We start from the raw sequence: 14,756 nt of genomic DNA on the forward strand, positions 1-14,756 counted from the left end.
ATTCCAATTCGTCATGAGGCCGCGAATATTGGCAAGAGCTGGCACGTCAAATGACCTGCGCACCTCTTGTCATGATGATCATCATACCCATATCCGCGCCTCGCTGGTCACAACAGCGAGGTAGACTCAGCCGAGCCGCCAGCCGACCTCCTGCGTAAAGCTCTCGTAGAAGGCGCGGTCATAGGCCTGCTCGGGCGTCGCGCGCACGCGCTCGTCGAGGCGTTTGGCGTCCTCGCCCACGAGGATGCGCCAGCGCTCCGCCTTGACCCCGTCGAGGATGATCTTCGCGGCCTGCGCAGCCGTCGTCGGAGCATCCTCCAGGAAGCTGCGGGCCCGCTCGGCGAACGCCGCCTGGATGTCCTCGTCCGACATCTTGTCGGCATCCGGCACGCCGGCCGCGACCATGCGCTTGCGGGTCAGCGCGACCTCGTCGGCGTTGAGCCGCTCCGACCCGTCCGTGCTCTGCACCTTGCGCGAATTGGAGACGATCGAGGTGCCGATATGGCCGGGCATCACCACCGAGCATTTGACGTGCGGGGCATGCAGGCGGAGGTCGTTGATCAGCGCTTCGGTAAATCCCTTCACCGCAAACTTGGCGGAGCTGTAGGCGGTGTGCGCCTGTCCCATGCCGATCGAGGCCCAGAAGCCGTTGACGCTCGCGGTGTTGACGATGTGGGCCTCGTCCGCCGCCACCAGCATCGGCAGGAAGGTGCGCACGCCGAGATAGACCCCGCCCCAGCAGATGTTGAAGGTGCGCTCCCACTGCTCGCGCGTGTTGGTGAACAGGCTGCCGCCGCCGCCGATGCCGGCATTGTTGAACAGCAGATGAATCTTGTCGGTCTTCTGCTGCTCGGCGAGCTCGTCGCGAAAGCGCTTCAGGTGATCCTCGATCGCGACATCGGCAACATGCGTCGTGACGCGCAGGCCCTGCGGCAGCTTCTCGACCTCGCAGAGCCGCTTGGTCTCGGCCATTGCGGCCTCCGAGACGTCGCACATTGCGACATTGCAGCCTTCGGCCACGAGCTGTCGCGCGAGCTCGCGTCCCATTCCCGTGCCGCCGCCGGTGATGACCGCGATCTTTCCTGCAAAATCCTTCATGGGACTTTCGGCCCCTCCCTTGTCGGTATGTTTCTTCAGAGCATGATCCGGACCCGGAGGGCCGCGTTAGCGCAAAGTGTGAAGCGGTTTTCCGAAGAGATCATGCTCAAACAATAACCTAAAGCGCGATGACGATTCATCCCAATCTCATCGCGCTTTAGCGCCGCTCATCGCAGCGCGCGCAAAATGTAACAGCGCCGCATCCGCAGGTAAAAGCGGATCGGCGCTGCCATCTTCGCCATCGTTATTTCGGCGGACGGACTATTCCGCCGCTTCGACGCACGGCCCGTTCAACGCACCGAGCGCCTCCTCGTCCGGCTCGAACAAATAGTGCACCGGCGTGACCTGGAGCGCGGCGACATTCATGTCGCGAACCAGCTTGCCGCGGCGGATCGCATCGCGCGTGGAGTCCACGATGATGCCGGCGATCACGGGAATGCGCCCCTTCACCGCCTCCACCGTTGCGGCCATCAGGTCGCGATATTCCTCGTGATCGAGCGTGTGCCCCTCGCCGGTCGAGCCGCCGTGCGCGCCGGCGCCGATCATCCAGTCGACCTGGGGCGCCACGAGCCCAAAGTCGATCTCGCCGTCTTTCCGGAACGGCGTCGTCATCGGCGGGATCACGCCGGTCGGACGTACCTTCATGTTCTGCCCTCGCGTTTCCATAACCCTTGTGGCGGTCCCGCTCTTTTGACGAGTATCCGCCCGCTTCGAAGCCTATTGGCTGTGCAAGCCCTGTGAAGGGCCGCCCGCGCGGCGCAGCCCCGCAGAATCCAACATTCCTGTGATCACCCCCTCCGGTTCCCGTATTTGTCCGGCTTCGGGTTAGGGGCAATTTTTTTACAATCCGAATCATCAAATGGGGTGGACGCTGGGTCGAGTCGGCCAGGTCAGCGTGTTGTTTGTGTCACAGGCTCTGGCACTCCGCTTGCATCCTCTTCGTGGTCAGAAACTACCGATGAGGTGACAGGAATGTTCGTGACCGTCGTTGCCGTGCTCTGCCGGCTTGGTGCATCTGCCTCGGGCGCTTGCGTCGAGGAAATCGTGACCGACAGCAACATGACGCCCGAAATGTCGATGATGCAGTGTGCAATCGGCGCACAGGCACCCTTGGCGAAGTGGATGGGCGAGCATCCGATCTATCACGCCAACTGGCGCCTCGAGCGCTACAAATGCGTGCCGGGTCACTACGAGATCAAGGGCCACGCCTAAGGCCCCGCAAAACTACTGATATCAAGACGACTGAGGAAACGCCCCGGGGGCCGCCTTTCTCCTCTGCGCGGGCACCGCTGGCGCCAGACCCATCGCGGCGGCGCGCTTTGTGACTATCGTCACGCTCTTCCCTCAAGCAATCGCACGCAAGATGATCGCGCGCGCCTTTCGCCCCTCCGGCGTCGGCATCAGCGCATAATTGTGCGGCTGGTTGCGGAGCAGATGCAGCTCGACCGGCACACCAACCGCCCTCGCCCGCTCCGCAAGATCGACGCTGTCGGGGTAGAGCAGATCGCGAGTCCCTGCGAAGATCGTCATTGGCGGCAGCGAACGGAACGCGCCGTTGAGCGGGCTGACGAAGGGATGGCCGACATCGAGCTCGCCGGCATAGAGGCGTCCCGCCTCGATGATCCCCGGAATGTCCTGCATCGGATCGCGCGCCGCGATCTCGACCTGCTCCGGACGGCTGACCGACGCATCCGCGGCGGGCGAGATCAGCACCATCAGGTTCGGCTGCCGATGTCCGCGATCACGCAGCCACTGGCAGGCGGCGAGCGCCAGGCCCGCGCCGGCCGAATTGCCGACCACCGTGACCTTTGCAGGCCCGGCATCTTCCAGCAGCATCCGCAACAGCTCGGCCGTCGCCGGCACGACGTCCTTCGCGGTGACGCGCGGCGCGAGCGGATAGATCGGCACGACGCAAACGACGCGCGCCTCGCGCGTCATCTGACCAATGAGCCGCCAATGCGCCGGCACGATCTCGTTGATGAAGCCGCCGCCATGCAGGAACATGACGTAGTTGCAGCCCTCATGGCCGGAAGACGGCGCGGTGTAATAGACCGGCCATCCGCCCATCCTGGTCAGCGTCACCTCGACACCGCGGCCGAGCCCCGTCGGCTCATGCGAGGCCGGCTGCAAGGCGCGCTTGTGCACATGCGCCTGCACCGCCTCGGCGGATGCGAGCTGCTTCCTGAACGGAAGCAGCCTGAGCAGCACGTTGAAGCAACGGCTCTGCAAGCTCGGCGCGGGATCGCGCTGCGGCGGCGCATCCAGCGCGCGGCCGCCAGGGCAAAACTGCAACGCCGACACGATCTTCGCAACGCTCATTGGCCACCTCCCCTCCGGGCTCTCCCGACGCGGCGGCAAAGACGCTTGCCGACCCGTCGCCACTTGCGGATATAATGCGAGCATTCACTCGCTTTTCCTACTCGCATTCGGACCGCTGGCCCATGGCGCGCAAACCACCGACAAAACCCCGGAAAACCGCCTCCCAGAAGAGGTCCCGCGCCACCGTCGACGCACTGGTCGAGGCAACCGCTCGCATTCTGGTCCGCGAAGGTTTTGAGAAGGCGAGCACCAACCGGATCGCCGAAGTCGCCGGCGTCAGCGTCGGCTCGCTCTACCAATATTTTCCGGGCAAGGAGGCCCTCGTCGCCGCCGTGATCGACCGCCACAACGAGGAGATCATGGGCATCGTCCGCTCAGCGCTGACCGAGGTCGCCGACATGCCGATCGAGAAGGCGGTGCGAAAACTCGTGAGCGTCGCGATCGAGGCCCACCGCATCGATCCGAAACTACATCGGGTGCTCGCCGAGCAGATCCCGCGCACCGGCCAGCTCAAGGACGTCGAGGCCTTCAATCGCGAGGTCCACACCCTCGTCCGCGCCTATCTCGAAAGCCGCCGCAACGAGATGCGCAAGATCGACCCGGCCCTTGCCACCTTCATCTGCGTCAGCGCCATCGAGGCCGTCGCGCACAACACGGTGCTGAACCACGCCGAAATGCTGTCGGAGAAGACGGTGCGGACGCTGGTGGACGAGACGACGAGGATGGTGGTGGGGTATTTGAGGTAGGTGGAACGATGTCTGGAGAGTGGACGCCTACAAGAACGTTGGAAAGCTAGGACTGAGCATAGGAGAGAACTCCGCTCCAAACTTTCGCTCCGCGAAGCTTGGGGAATTAAAAAAGGACGCGAAACCCGCCCTGTACCACTCTACCGCATCAGCCGGCGGCAATGCGTCATCAGCCACTACCGGTCGCGCGCCTCAGTCGTCCCAGACGCGCTTGCCGCAGCCGCATTCGAACATACGAGTGATGGCTCCGCTCTCAGAGTCCACCACCGCTCGGACAAGCTTCATTTTCTTGCCGCAGATGCGGCACGTTCTGGTTGAGTTGTCCTCGACAACGCAAATCTTCTCAGCACGGAATATTTCCATGAGTCGCGCCCCCCGTCTGAGGTGACCTGGTGGAGATTGCAAACTGACTGAAGCAGGGAAAGTAGAAGAACTGCGTAACGAGCCCCTACGGGCAGTTTGCGACTGTCCAGGAAGCGAATCAAGACGCGCCGGCTATTCTGACGACCCCTTTTGGGTACCTCATCAGGATGGCCCGAGTGCCGGAACGGAGCGATCCGTTAATCCTCATCAGAGCTGGGTCTGATGTAATCCCTATGCAGAACGGTTGGTCGTTGGGCACCATCGAACAGAACGGTGATGCCGGTTGTACGTTGGCCTAGGGCGACAACGACGCCAACCTTGTCAGCCAGGTCTGGGCAACGAATTTTTCCGATTTCGCTGAGCTTAAAACGCGCGCCGACTTCAATCCTATTTGTTCTCAAATCCATGGTTGCGCCTCGCAAAGAGACCGATCGAAATGAAACAGAGTGGTGGCAAAGTTCCTCAAAAATACCGGTGACTATGGCGACTCATTGTTTCAAGAGTATTTCGTAATTCGAGAATTAGACAGCGTCGCAGACAGGTGCTTGGAGCAACAACTGGTAACCCCGTAAGGCCGCCTCGGTTGGCGGGAAGATTGAAAGCAACCTCGGCAAGCTCCCCGCCCCTGTCTGGTGGTCTAGGCCGTCGAGCGGGGAGCTGCCGCGCCAGCCCCGCACCAAAACAAGCTAAAAACGTGCCAGACGCAGAGCCCGCGTTTGCCGCTAGGAAGGTGGGCGTTGGCGCATTGGGCGCATTGCGATTGCTGTTCCGGGTCAGATCTGACGCGATGGGCCAAGAAGAGAGGTGCGATCTAACCGCTCGTCGCAGCGCGATAGAAGGCTTCTACCTTCCTCAGGTCTTTTGAGTGAGTGCCCTCTCGATCCGTTCTTGTTTTCGAATCAACGCCGGCAGGTCGCACCGACCGAATAGCTTCCTTGACATTGTCCGGTCCGAGGCCACCAGCAAGTATGACCGGGGTGCGAACACTCTCCACTATCGTTCGACTGATGCTCCAGTCGTGCGTCACCCCTTGCGCGCCGATTTGCACATCACCTGTCCGATGACTGTCGAGCAGGATCCAATCGACAACCCCATCATAAGCTTGCGCCACGCCTACTGCCTCAGGTCCCGTGACAGGTACGCTGCGCATGAATTTGGTCTTCGGCAGGGACTTTCGCAGCGCCACGACAAGATCAGGCGTAAGCAATTCGCTGGATGCGCCAAGATGAACAATGGGCGGATCAAGCTCTCTCGCCATCCGTTCGATAAGAGCGACATCCGCCGAAAGGAACAGCGCGGAAACTACGGACGGCGCCCGCACCATCTTCATAACCGCTAACGCCTTCTGAACCGGAAGCTCCCGGGGGAAGGCTCCATCGCCGACGAGCACGCCGACATGATCCACGCCGATTACCGATATCGCCTCGGCTTCCGCAGGTGTCGCGACTTCGTAAATTTGCGTCAGCATTGTCTTACACGCTGCCACCACTCAGTTGAGTAGACAGGATGGGCTGGTCCTGGGTCAACGGCCGTTTTGGGTCAATCGCGTCGGTCGGGCGCTCGGCCAACCGCTTCTGATCGCGATCGTCCTTGCTGGCGACGCGCTCCCTGGCGCGAAAAGAATAGGCCGGGCGGCGGGCGTGGTGTCAGCGAGTGCCGGCGGGATCCCTGCAAGCAACGATGTCGCGGGGAGATTTTCGACCCGCGACCTCCGGCGGAGAGAATACTGCGAGGTACCCTCCGTCCCCTTCGAGCTTGTATGTGGCGACCTCGCGATAGCCGACGGCGGTCAATTCGCAGCGCAGGAGCTCAATTGGCGTGCCATGCTTCGACGTCGGAAGCTCAAGGTCGACAATTCCGACCCGTGCACCCTGCTTCAAGGCGGGCGCGAGATTGTAGAGGAAGGCATAGGGTTGGGCTATCTCGTGATACATGTGCACGAGGATTGCGGCATCCAGCGAGGAAGCGGGCAGACGCGGGTCGTGTGGTTCGCCGAGCGCGAATTGCACGTTCGTCAACTTCAGGAGTTTTGTTCGCCTGGCGAGTTCTATGAGGTAATCCCGCGTGACGTCCTGGGCAACAACAGAGCCGGCGGGTGCGACGAGGTACGAGAGTCTAACCGTATGGTAGCCACTGCCCGCACCAATGTCGCCGACTGTCATGCCAGGTTTCAGTTCAAGAACACGTGCGATCTGGCCGGCCTCATTGAGAGCGTCGCGGTGCTCTTCGGCGGCGCGGCGTGGGCTGACAATTCGTGCGACGGGGCGCTGCGGTGAGGGAAACTCGTTTGCAGCGACTCCGGGAGGAGCCAGATAACCTATGTCAGCGGCATATGCGCGAGTTGCAGCAAACGCCACAAGTAGCGTCGCTGCCGCTGTCGCGATGTTCCACACCCTACAGCACCTGGCTCACCAACCAGAGCGCGATCGAGCAGCAGAGCGCAATTCCAAGGTACGGCAATGCAATTGTCATCGGTTCCTCACTGACGAATTCCGATGCTGAAACGCTAGCGAGATTCGCATATTCGCAGCCGCGTGACTATCCCGTTCGCATGCACCGCGCGTTCGCGTTCTGCCTGGCCACCGCCGCCAAGGCGGTGCCTGATGGCCCCGACTGAAATCAAATATGACGCCTACCGCTCGCGCGTCGAGCGCAACGGCAAGACCGCCCGGCTATTCACCCGCAACGGCCACGACCGGACCACGCGCTTCCCCTGGATCGTCGAGGCCGTGCTGAAGAACCGCGAGCAACAATTCATCATCGACGGCGAGGCGTGGTGCTCGGCGTCGACGGCGTGTCCGACTTCAACGCGCAGCATTCGCGCTGGCACGACAACGAGGTGCAGCTCTACGCATTCGACGTTCTCGCGCTCGGCGGCGAAGATTTGCGCCAGCTGCCGCCGAGTCTGCGCAAGGCAATGTGGTCTCACATATTCCACGGGCCCGGATACTCTTGGCACTCTCGACATCATACGCACGCTAACGTGCGTTTAGTTCCACTCAACCATCTGTAAACGTTGAGAATTTCGGCCAACCTTTGGCAACGAGTGTGGCATGCGGGCTACAGCAATTATCAACCATCGACTTACTCTTTGTCAGGCAGGTGGGCGAACGCGCCAATTCATTGAACTCGTTACTCTGGGGAGATACTCGCATGAAGAAGGTTCTTGCGGCTGCGGCCGGAACATTGGCTCTCGCTCTGGCGGCTCCCGCCGGTGCGGCGGATCTGGCCGCCCGGCCGTACACCAAGGCCCCGGCGCCGATGGTCGCCGCCATCTACGACTGGAGCGGCTTCTACATTGGTATCAACGGTGGCGGCGGCTCCGCGCACAGCTGCTGGGACTTTGTCACGCCAGTTACCGGCACCCTCGTCGGTGAAGGCTGTCACAACGCGACTGGCGGCACGGTCGGTGGTCAGGTCGGCTATCGCTGGCAGTCAGCAAGTTGGGTGTTCGGTCTCGAAGGCCAGGGCAATTGGGCCGACTTCTCCGGCGACAACATCAGCCTCCTGTTCCCGGGTAGCGCTCTGGTAACGGGCGACCGCAATCGGTCACGGATCGATTCCTTCGGTCTCATCACGGGTCAGGTGGGCTACGCCTGGAACAGCGTTCTGCTCTACGTGAAGGGTGGCGCGGCTGTGGTCGGCGATAAGTTTGACATCTACGCTGCTCCCGGCACTCCCGGTGCTGGCACATTGCTAGCCTCAGGTCGCGACACGCGCTGGGGGGCCACAGTTGGCGCCGGCCTTGAGTTTGGCTTTGCGCCGAACTGGTCGGTCGGTGTTGAGTACGATCACATCTTCCTCGGCCATCAAACGAGAGACCTCACGGTCCCTGGGACCGGGTTGTTATTTCAGACTAATCGCATCAGCCAAGATGTCGATATGGGTCTCGTGCGCCTGAACTATCGGTTCGGCGGCCCTCTCGTCGCGAGGTACTGATTAGCATTATGCAAACGAACAAGGCCGGCTCTTTGAGCCGGCCTTGTGCGTTGGGAGGCTCGAGTGACGAAGACCTACCGACCAGTCACACCTTTCGCAGCTCGCCGATGAGCTGAACCAAGCATTCGCCTCGACCGAACCTCACACAATCTCCAGGGCGATCGGACAGGCCCTCAAAGATTTCAACATTTCAGAAATCTCGAAAATGGCCGAGCTGCAGCGAACGAGCATTTATCGTGCTTTCGGCAACGAACAGCTTCCGAATTTTTCTACCGTCCTGGGGGTACTCACGGCTATGGGCTTGCAGCTGAAGGTAGCCCCCAAACGCGGCGGGCATTCGAGCTTCTGATCCGCCAGATACGCCTCCGAGCTTTTTTTTGTGCCTATACGTGGCGATGCAGTCCCCAAAACGCGATCAGCAGGAGAGCTGCGGCCCCAATTCCCAGCAATAGGAGAATGGCTTCCAGCATGACGAATCAAGCTCCGCCCGCCCCTTTGGAAGGATACACCTTGCCGGGTTTAGTCACCAAGGCCCGCCAGCGTGAACCGGCGGGCCTCCTGTTGAATTCGGCGACCTCCGAGATCATCGGGAACATGATGCGCAGCGCGCGGTCAAGAGAGGCCGGCGTTCCTGGGGCAGCGCCTTGTCGCCGCCGAGGATCAGAACGACAAGCTTTGCCGCAGCGGGTACGGCTTGCAGTTATCGTCCCGGCAGAGCCGTGAGCTCTCGGGGCGGCTTGATGCGCCAGAACGGATATGCCGCCAGTTCTTTCGAATGCTGCGCGAACATATCGACCCGTCTGCTTGTAAATTCCGTAATGACGCCGAAAAATTCAGTTGGTGACCTGATCGTCGCAAGTCTCAGGCCGAATTCAAAAGCAAATTGCGCGTTGGCCCCGGCTATCTCAAGAAGCTTCGCTTGATACGCCTGCATGTTTGCCGTCGCTAAAGCAAAGCCGTTCGTTGGATCGCTATCCGTCATTCTCTGACTGAGGTCACCTGGTAAGGTATCCATCCGAGGCTTAATGATAGAAACCTCGTGTTTAGGATCATCATGAAGCTCGGGAGGCGGTTCGACCGAGACTGCCGCAGCAGAGTGAAGTAAATTCTCTTTCGGGCTTCTAACAATGGCCTGCTTGTTCCGTTGGGCCCGCGCGGCCATTTTCGGATTGCGGGCGCGCTTTGGCGCTGTCTCCGGTTTGCGTTTGCTCATCTGACGCTCCACGAAAATGGGGGGGCGACCAAAACGGTCACTTCTGAAAGGACAACAGGCTTTGTGACGTAGCGTTCCAAACCCGTGCATCGTTGGAGTCCCGCATCAATCGCACGTTCTACGAGGTCGACGATGATTTTAGGTAGCAACTCCAACCAACAAACGTCTAATTGGCGATCTTCCTGACCCATGCTCAGCGGCGTCAGTCTGAGAATAAGCCAGACTATCCACCGAGCGAATGCTCGAGGAAGAAGCGCAGCATTTCCCTCGTCGCATCCGGTCCTTGCGGATCAGTGTAGGACCCGGCGGGGCTGCCGCCTGACCACGCGTGTCCGGCGCCGTCGATGTTCCAGTGTTCGGATATCGCCCGACCGGCCCCGTCAATCAGGACGGTGCGAGTATAGGCATGGCCGTGGGGTACGCGTCCGCGAAGTACCTTCGTCGTCGGTCTCGTTGCCCCGGCGGACTGCTCGATAATCTGATCGCCATTCTTTGGATGCACAGTAGTGTCACGATCGCCATGGAAAACGATGGTCGGCACAGAAGTTATGCCATCCGCAATTGCCTTGGAGCCGCCTCCCTGCCGCATGGCGACGAACGCGGAGGGAAGATCGCTCGCGGCTCCACACGCGAGGCCTGAATGAATACCGACGGCCGCGTACAGGTCGCTATACGTTGCGCCCATGATGGCGGCGGCGGCCCCGCCGGCCGACAGACCCGCGACGTATACGCGCTTCGGATCGATCACATGGTCGCGCATGATCTGCCGGGTAATGCCGGCGATCATCGAGGGCTCGCCCCCACCGCGGCGCTGGTCGCTCGTGCGAAACCAGTTCCAGCACTTCGCCTGGTTGGATCCGCTCGGCTGCTCCGGATAGACCACGAAGCAATTCTGCTCTTCCGCCAGGAAGTTCATCCGGGTGCCGGCCGCGAAATCGTCCGGCGACTGGGTGCAGCCGTGAAGCATGACGATCAGGGGAAGCCGTTGTCCCTGACAGCGGCTTGGGATGAACAGCTTGTAGGTCCGGCTTCCCGCGGCGTTACTGAAGGTACCGGCGATAAACCGTGTGCCCTCGGGCACGATGTCCGATGGGGACAGAGGGGCGCGCTTGATCGGACTGCGCAGGCCGAGTCCGGAAAAATCCCGCATGCCGTCGAGCGGTAAGGAGTGTCTGCGTCCCTGAGCAGAGCGGGCCGGCGCAATCTGCGGAGCTTTCCGCTCCTCGACGACGTCGGCCGTGGCGTCGATAGTAAGCGGATCGAGCCGCGGGAGCCGAGCCTGAGAGGCGCTGCGAGACTCCGGTCTTGGAGCGCGACCGCCCTGGAGCATGCGCTGCAGCAGCGCGGTGGCCTCGACCAGTTGGCCGGCACGCGTGAGGCGGGTTGCTTCGCGGACTATGTCTTGATTCAGCATCGTTCACCTCGTTCTGTCGGCGAGTGCGGCCTTGACCGCGGGAGTGGCGTGAAGGGCCCCCAGCACCGAGACCGACGCGATTGTGGCGCGAGCCAACTCGGGAGTGACGTCCTGGGCGATGGTGGCTAAGCCCAAAACATTGATCTGCAGCATCTCGCCGGCGCGCCGCGCCGCTTCGAGATCCTCGCGAGTGTAGTTGCGCAGCCCGAGGTCCAATTTCTTCCGGGCCGTGGACTGTCTGACGACCTCTACGTGTCGCTCGAGCTGGTTCCGGATTGCTGTCCGGATGAAATCGGTCCGGTTCGAATAAAATCCTTCCTGCACCATAAGATCGACGTGACCGAGGTCGACATAGCCAAGGTTGATCGTGATCTTCTCGGTGTCGGGGGCCTTGGGTCGCAGCTCGTGCACATTAGCGGGCATCGCGAAACATCCATTCACCATCCCCTTGGATGGCTTATGGATGTTATCTAGATGCTCCCGGGCGCCTTTCAAGGGATGGAGCCATCCAATGACCTGCATGAGCCGCTCGCGCAGGCGGGCCGTCTCACGTCGAGGGCGGTCGTCGCATCGTGGAGGCCAGACAAATTCCTGGCGAAACGCGCCTCTCCGATCATCGCAAGCCCACTGGCCAGCTCGTTCAAAGGCATCAAACGGAAACAGGTTCGTCGTGCTCCCACGCCGGGGGCAAACCAAAATCGAGAGCACCGTCCGGCACCTGGGAATTGAAGTCGACGATGCACTCGCAATAGCAGAGCAGGTCGACGTCCGAACTAACTGGGCAGAGCGGACATGCTCTGCCCCTCATTTGCAGCCGGCTTCGGGCCAACTGCGGCCATTCCTAACGAGGCTGCAATGTCTGCGTGGACGCGGCAGGTGACGTAAACAAGGAGACAAAAGAACAAGCGTACAACGACGCGAACGTGGTCGCGATTACGCGGATCGCGGACCTGAAGGCTTAAGGCTTCGTTTCATCAGCAGGAAAGATCCATTGTAGGAGCAGATGGCACACGGGATGACGCGCCATCCGCGGGCAGCCGATCACCTGGTTCCGTGGATGAACGTTTGCATCTCCTCTAACGTAAGCTTGCCATCTTTATTGCTGTCCATTGCCTTGAAAATTCGTTCGTGAGCTGCCTGAAACTCCTGCAGTGAGATGGTCCCATCGCCGTCGGCGTCCATCAGTGCGAACATCATACGCATCATAAAAGGTGGTCCCATCGCGCCTCCACCCATCATGCTGCGCCCCATCATATGTCCCATCATGCCGCCGCCCGGCATGCTTCCGTGTCCCATCGTACCCACGCCTTCCTGGCCCATGGGATGCGATTGCGATTGCATTTGTTGCTGATCTGGTTGCGGTGTCATTTGGCTCTGTGCAAAGGCACCGAACGTGCCATACGTTAGAATGAGAGCGGATATCGTGAGTTGTAGAACGCGCGTATACATTTCGAACCTCCTCCGAAAAGCTGCGGTCACCCCAAAGAGCCAAATCGAAGGCGCTTCGCGCCGTCAATTGCTACTCGGCCGGACTGTGTCGCTTACACTCTCACGCCCATGTGACTAGATAACGTGACGGCGATCCCACGCGGTGCAACCAGAAGAAAGCTGCTCTCGACCACTGCCGAGTATTTTATCTTTATCTCAATAGGAATGCGGCACGACCGTTTGTGGCCCGCCGCTATAAAAATGCTGACGCTTGGGCTTTGGTGCGACTGCGGAAGGTGCCATTGCGAATGCGCTGCTCGCGGTTGGCATACGTGTGGCATGAGGAATGTTTGTTTTTGGGCCGCCCTGATAGGTGTGCCGGTCCACGGTTTGCGCAATGCTGGACACCATCAGGAGTGGCATGACGAGCGCTACTGCGAGAACGTATTTGATTGTCATGATCTTCTCCCAGCTTAGCTGACAGCAGAGGAAGCGGACCACTAAAGCCGTAAAGCGCCATGATGCAGATCAATAGGTCAGCGGCGCTGTTTGAGATGCGCCAATCGGTCCTATGTCGTTCCAAGTGCGCAAGAGAAGACCGCATCGACAGATCATCCTGCTTGATCGCGTGCCAATCTCATTTGTGTTACAGCCGCCGCGCGATAGCTTCCGCAGAATTTGGTTGAAAGTCCGCTCGTCGTTCGACGTTCTCGCGCTCGGCGGCGAAGATCTGCGCCGGGGAGAAGACAACTCCGCTCCCGAAGTCGCGCGCCCAGACCCCTGCGACGCAACGCATGAAGCAGCTGTCGTAGATACTCCTCCATCCGACGGGCTGCCACGATGACATCATGCCCTTGTTTTGCCCGACGGGTCAAACCGATTCGGAAAAACATGATTCGCCAACAGCTTCGCTACTGTGCATGGGGTTGTTTTCGGCATTTTAGTTTGCCGCCCCCCGACGCGGCCACCCGCCATCGATCGCACATGCGTCACCGGCGGGAGCCGGCTCCACGCCGCCCCTCAATCCACCCGACAGATGAGTTGGAAAAAATGGTCGGAGCGAGAGGATTTGAACCTCCGACCCCTAGTCTCCCAGACTAGTGCGCTAACCGGGCTGCGCCACGCTCCGAACGTCGTTCCATTAGCTAGGATCGCCGCTTTGCGCAAGGCGAGGTCGCAGCATTTTGGTATCGCGCTCTGATTGGCTCTGAGCCCAGAGCCCCGGAACTGCCCGCAAAGCCGGCCGATACCGCCCTAGCCGTCCTTCAGCGCCTGGTCCAGCATTTCCCGGCAGGCGACGAGGTCGGCGAGCACCCGCCCTAACCGCTCCCGGTCGAGCGCGCTGGGGCCGGCCGGCGCGGCGGGGGTGCCGCCCTTGCGGAAGGTGGTGAGGATTTCCTCGTCGTCGACCTCCGTGAAGCGGAAGTCGATGCCGTCCTCTTCGTCGCCCTGGTAGTCATCATCGTCGGCGTCGGCGACGCCCTTGATCGGTGCCTCGTCGTCCGGCTCCATCAGGCTCGCGCCGATGGCGTCCTCGATGGCTCCGAACGAGACCGCGGCCGCGCCGTCGGCGAGGCCCTGTACCGATTTGACGCCGTGCTCCTTCAGGATCCGCTGCACCCCGCGGATGGTGTAGCCCTCCCCGTAGAGCAGCCGGCGGATGCCCTTGAGCAGGTCGACGTCGTCGGGGCGGTAATAGCGGCGGCCGCCGCTGCGCTTCATCGGCTTGATCTGGGAGAACCGGGTCTCCCAGAACCGCAGCACGTGCTGCGGAATGTCGAGTTCCTGCGCTACTTCGCTGATGGTTCGGAACGCATCCGGCGCCTTGTCCAAATGCCAAATCCTTATCCGAAAGGCGATTACGCCTCGGGTTGAACCTTGCTGCCGTCGCCGTTGGTACGGTGCTGGGCGTTGATCCGCTGCTTCAGGATCGCCGACGGCTTGAACACCATGACCCGGCGCGGCGAGATCGGCACCTCGGTGCCGGTCTTCGGGTTGCGGCCGATGCGCTGCCCCTTCTTGCGGACCATGAAGGACCCGAACGACGACAGCTTCACCGTCTCGCCCTTCTCAAGGCAGTCGGTGATCTCCTTCAGCACGAGTTCCACGAAGGCGGACGATTCCGTGCGCGACAGGCCGACCTTCTGGTAGACGGCTTCGCACAGATCAACACGCGTTACGGTTTTACTTGTATCGGTCATCGCCCTGCCCCACATCACGGCGAACAATTGTTGTC

Annotated in this window: 17 protein-coding genes, 1 tRNA gene and 2 pseudogenes; 7 read left to right on the forward strand and 13 right to left on the reverse strand. The window is 61.0% G+C overall.

Features of this window, described 5'->3' with window-relative positions:
- Positions 1–126: 126 nt before the first annotated feature.
- Complete coding sequence (locus AAFG50_RS23885) at positions 127–1,098, reverse strand: SDR family NAD(P)-dependent oxidoreductase (RefSeq protein ID WP_028171656.1); 972 nt, start codon at positions 1,096–1,098, stop codon at positions 127–129.
- Between the two features lie 300 nt (positions 1,099–1,398).
- Positions 1,399–1,743, reverse strand: a pseudogene (locus AAFG50_RS23890) (dihydrodipicolinate synthase family protein); the annotation flags it as partial.
- Positions 1,744–2,070: 327 nt separating this feature from the next.
- Here AAFG50_RS23890 and AAFG50_RS23895 point away from each other — a divergent pair.
- Positions 2,071–2,310: a hypothetical protein gene (locus AAFG50_RS23895; protein ID WP_027547402.1), complete on the forward strand. Its 240-nt coding sequence runs from the start codon at positions 2,071–2,073 to the stop codon at positions 2,308–2,310.
- A gap of 132 nt (positions 2,311–2,442) precedes the next feature.
- Here AAFG50_RS23895 and AAFG50_RS23900 read toward each other — a convergent pair whose 3' ends face one another.
- On the reverse strand, positions 2,443–3,417 hold the full coding sequence (locus AAFG50_RS23900) for an alpha/beta fold hydrolase (RefSeq protein WP_028171654.1): 975 nt from the start codon (positions 3,415–3,417) through the stop codon (positions 2,443–2,445).
- 122 nt (positions 3,418–3,539) lie between these two features.
- On the opposite strand from AAFG50_RS23900, the gene AAFG50_RS23905 reads away from it, so the two are divergent.
- Complete coding sequence (locus AAFG50_RS23905) at positions 3,540–4,163, forward strand: TetR/AcrR family transcriptional regulator (RefSeq protein ID WP_028171653.1); 624 nt, start codon at positions 3,540–3,542, stop codon at positions 4,161–4,163.
- 1,174 nt (positions 4,164–5,337) lie between these two features.
- Here AAFG50_RS23905 and AAFG50_RS23910 read toward each other — a convergent pair.
- Positions 5,338–5,994 carry a phosphoribosylanthranilate isomerase gene (locus tag AAFG50_RS23910; protein WP_028171652.1) on the reverse strand — a complete coding sequence of 219 codons (657 nt, stop codon included), beginning with the start codon at positions 5,992–5,994 and terminating at the stop codon, positions 5,338–5,340.
- A 178-nt stretch (positions 5,995–6,172) separates the two neighbouring features.
- Positions 6,173–6,688, reverse strand: a complete 516-nt coding sequence (locus AAFG50_RS23915) for a class I SAM-dependent methyltransferase (RefSeq protein ID WP_231166494.1) — start codon at positions 6,686–6,688, stop codon at positions 6,173–6,175.
- 170 nt (positions 6,689–6,858) lie between these two features.
- Here AAFG50_RS23915 and AAFG50_RS23920 point away from each other — a divergent pair, with 170 nt between their 5' ends.
- From AAFG50_RS23920 to AAFG50_RS23935, 4 genes are all read left to right on the forward strand, one after another.
- Positions 6,859–7,143: a hypothetical protein gene (locus tag AAFG50_RS23920; RefSeq protein WP_028171650.1), complete on the forward strand. Its 285-nt coding sequence runs from the start codon at positions 6,859–6,861 to the stop codon at positions 7,141–7,143.
- Positions 7,130–7,519 (forward strand): hypothetical protein, encoded by a 390-nt coding sequence (locus AAFG50_RS23925; RefSeq protein WP_311996925.1) that lies wholly within the window; start codon positions 7,130–7,132, stop codon positions 7,517–7,519. Before AAFG50_RS23920 ends, AAFG50_RS23925 begins: the two co-directional genes overlap by 14 nt.
- Positions 7,520–7,679: 160 nt before the next feature.
- Positions 7,680–8,465 carry an outer membrane beta-barrel protein gene (locus AAFG50_RS23930; RefSeq protein ID WP_028171648.1) on the forward strand — a complete coding sequence of 262 codons (786 nt, stop codon included), beginning with the start codon at positions 7,680–7,682 and terminating at the stop codon, positions 8,463–8,465.
- A 148-nt stretch (positions 8,466–8,613) separates the two neighbouring features.
- On the forward strand, positions 8,614–8,814 hold the full coding sequence (locus AAFG50_RS23935) for a hypothetical protein (RefSeq protein WP_323922752.1): 201 nt from the start codon (positions 8,614–8,616) through the stop codon (positions 8,812–8,814).
- A 351-nt stretch (positions 8,815–9,165) separates the two neighbouring features.
- Here AAFG50_RS23935 and AAFG50_RS23940 read toward each other — a convergent pair whose 3' ends face one another.
- The 3 genes from AAFG50_RS23940 to AAFG50_RS23950 all read right to left on the reverse strand — a co-directional run bounded on the left by AAFG50_RS23940 (position 9,166) and on the right by AAFG50_RS23950 (position 11,515).
- The gene (locus AAFG50_RS23940) at positions 9,166–9,678 is read right to left on the reverse strand and encodes a phasin family protein (RefSeq protein ID WP_028171647.1); all 513 of its coding nucleotides are present in this window, start codon (positions 9,676–9,678) and stop codon (positions 9,166–9,168) included.
- Between the two features lie 223 nt (positions 9,679–9,901).
- The gene (locus AAFG50_RS23945; protein WP_028171646.1) at positions 9,902–11,092 is read right to left on the reverse strand and encodes a PHB depolymerase family esterase; all 1,191 of its coding nucleotides are present in this window, start codon (positions 11,090–11,092) and stop codon (positions 9,902–9,904) included.
- A 3-nt stretch (positions 11,093–11,095) separates the two neighbouring features.
- Positions 11,096–11,515, reverse strand: a complete 420-nt coding sequence (locus tag AAFG50_RS23950; protein ID WP_028171645.1) for a CopG family transcriptional regulator — start codon at positions 11,513–11,515, stop codon at positions 11,096–11,098.
- Positions 11,516–11,777: 262 nt separating this feature from the next.
- On the opposite strand from AAFG50_RS23950, the pseudogene AAFG50_RS23955 reads away from it, so the two are divergent.
- A pseudogene (locus AAFG50_RS23955) lies at positions 11,778–11,861 on the forward strand (integrase); the annotation flags it as partial.
- A 272-nt stretch (positions 11,862–12,133) separates the two neighbouring features.
- Here AAFG50_RS23955 and AAFG50_RS23960 read toward each other — a convergent pair.
- The 5 genes from AAFG50_RS23960 to AAFG50_RS23980 form a co-directional block, all read right to left on the reverse strand.
- Positions 12,134–12,541: an EF-hand domain-containing protein gene (locus AAFG50_RS23960; protein WP_028171644.1), complete on the reverse strand. Its 408-nt coding sequence runs from the start codon at positions 12,539–12,541 to the stop codon at positions 12,134–12,136.
- A gap of 195 nt (positions 12,542–12,736) precedes the next feature.
- Positions 12,737–12,979, reverse strand: a complete 243-nt coding sequence (locus AAFG50_RS23965; RefSeq protein ID WP_162185839.1) for a hypothetical protein — start codon at positions 12,977–12,979, stop codon at positions 12,737–12,739.
- A 592-nt stretch (positions 12,980–13,571) separates the two neighbouring features.
- Positions 13,572–13,649: transfer RNA gene (locus AAFG50_RS23970), tRNA-Pro, on the reverse strand.
- Between the two features lie 125 nt (positions 13,650–13,774).
- Complete coding sequence (locus AAFG50_RS23975) at positions 13,775–14,353, reverse strand: MerR family transcriptional regulator (RefSeq protein WP_028171642.1); 579 nt, start codon at positions 14,351–14,353, stop codon at positions 13,775–13,777.
- A gap of 26 nt (positions 14,354–14,379) precedes the next feature.
- Positions 14,380–14,721, reverse strand: coding sequence for an integration host factor subunit alpha (locus AAFG50_RS23980; RefSeq protein ID WP_028171641.1), 342 nt, complete (start codon positions 14,719–14,721; stop codon positions 14,380–14,382).
- Positions 14,722–14,756: the final 35 nt, after the last annotated feature.

The organism is Bradyrhizobium sp. B039 (assembly GCF_038965675.1).
Taxonomy (GTDB): Bacteria; Pseudomonadota; Alphaproteobacteria; order Rhizobiales; family Xanthobacteraceae; genus Bradyrhizobium; species Bradyrhizobium diazoefficiens.

Coding starts and splice junctions, on each gene's coding strand:
- AAFG50_RS23900 (WP_028171654.1), bottom strand. CDS start 3,417: ATGAGCGTTGCGAAGATCGTGTCGGCGTTGCAGTTTTGCCCTGGCGGC.
- AAFG50_RS23915 (WP_231166494.1), bottom strand. CDS start 6,688: ATGACAGTCGGCGACATTGGTGCGGGCAGTGGCTACCATACGGTTAGA.
- AAFG50_RS23905 (WP_028171653.1), top strand. CDS start 3,540: ATGGCGCGCAAACCACCGACAAAACCCCGGAAAACCGCCTCCCAGAAG.
- AAFG50_RS23980 (WP_028171641.1), bottom strand. CDS start 14,721: ATGACCGATACAAGTAAAACCGTAACGCGTGTTGATCTGTGCGAAGCC.
- AAFG50_RS23950 (WP_028171645.1), bottom strand. CDS start 11,515: ATGCCCGCTAATGTGCACGAGCTGCGACCCAAGGCCCCCGACACCGAG.
- AAFG50_RS23930 (WP_028171648.1), top strand. CDS start 7,680: ATGAAGAAGGTTCTTGCGGCTGCGGCCGGAACATTGGCTCTCGCTCTG.
- AAFG50_RS23945 (WP_028171646.1), bottom strand. CDS start 11,092: ATGCTGAATCAAGACATAGTCCGCGAAGCAACCCGCCTCACGCGTGCC.
- AAFG50_RS23965 (WP_162185839.1), bottom strand. CDS start 12,979: ATGACAATCAAATACGTTCTCGCAGTAGCGCTCGTCATGCCACTCCTG.
- AAFG50_RS23910 (WP_028171652.1), bottom strand. CDS start 5,994: ATGCTGACGCAAATTTACGAAGTCGCGACACCTGCGGAAGCCGAGGCG.
- AAFG50_RS23920 (WP_028171650.1), top strand. CDS start 6,859: ATGCGCGAGTTGCAGCAAACGCCACAAGTAGCGTCGCTGCCGCTGTCG.
- AAFG50_RS23925 (WP_311996925.1), top strand. CDS start 7,130: ATGGCCCCGACTGAAATCAAATATGACGCCTACCGCTCGCGCGTCGAG.
- AAFG50_RS23895 (WP_027547402.1), top strand. CDS start 2,071: ATGTTCGTGACCGTCGTTGCCGTGCTCTGCCGGCTTGGTGCATCTGCC.
- AAFG50_RS23960 (WP_028171644.1), bottom strand. CDS start 12,541: ATGTATACGCGCGTTCTACAACTCACGATATCCGCTCTCATTCTAACG.
- AAFG50_RS23940 (WP_028171647.1), bottom strand. CDS start 9,678: ATGAGCAAACGCAAACCGGAGACAGCGCCAAAGCGCGCCCGCAATCCG.
- AAFG50_RS23885 (WP_028171656.1), bottom strand. CDS start 1,098: ATGAAGGATTTTGCAGGAAAGATCGCGGTCATCACCGGCGGCGGCACG.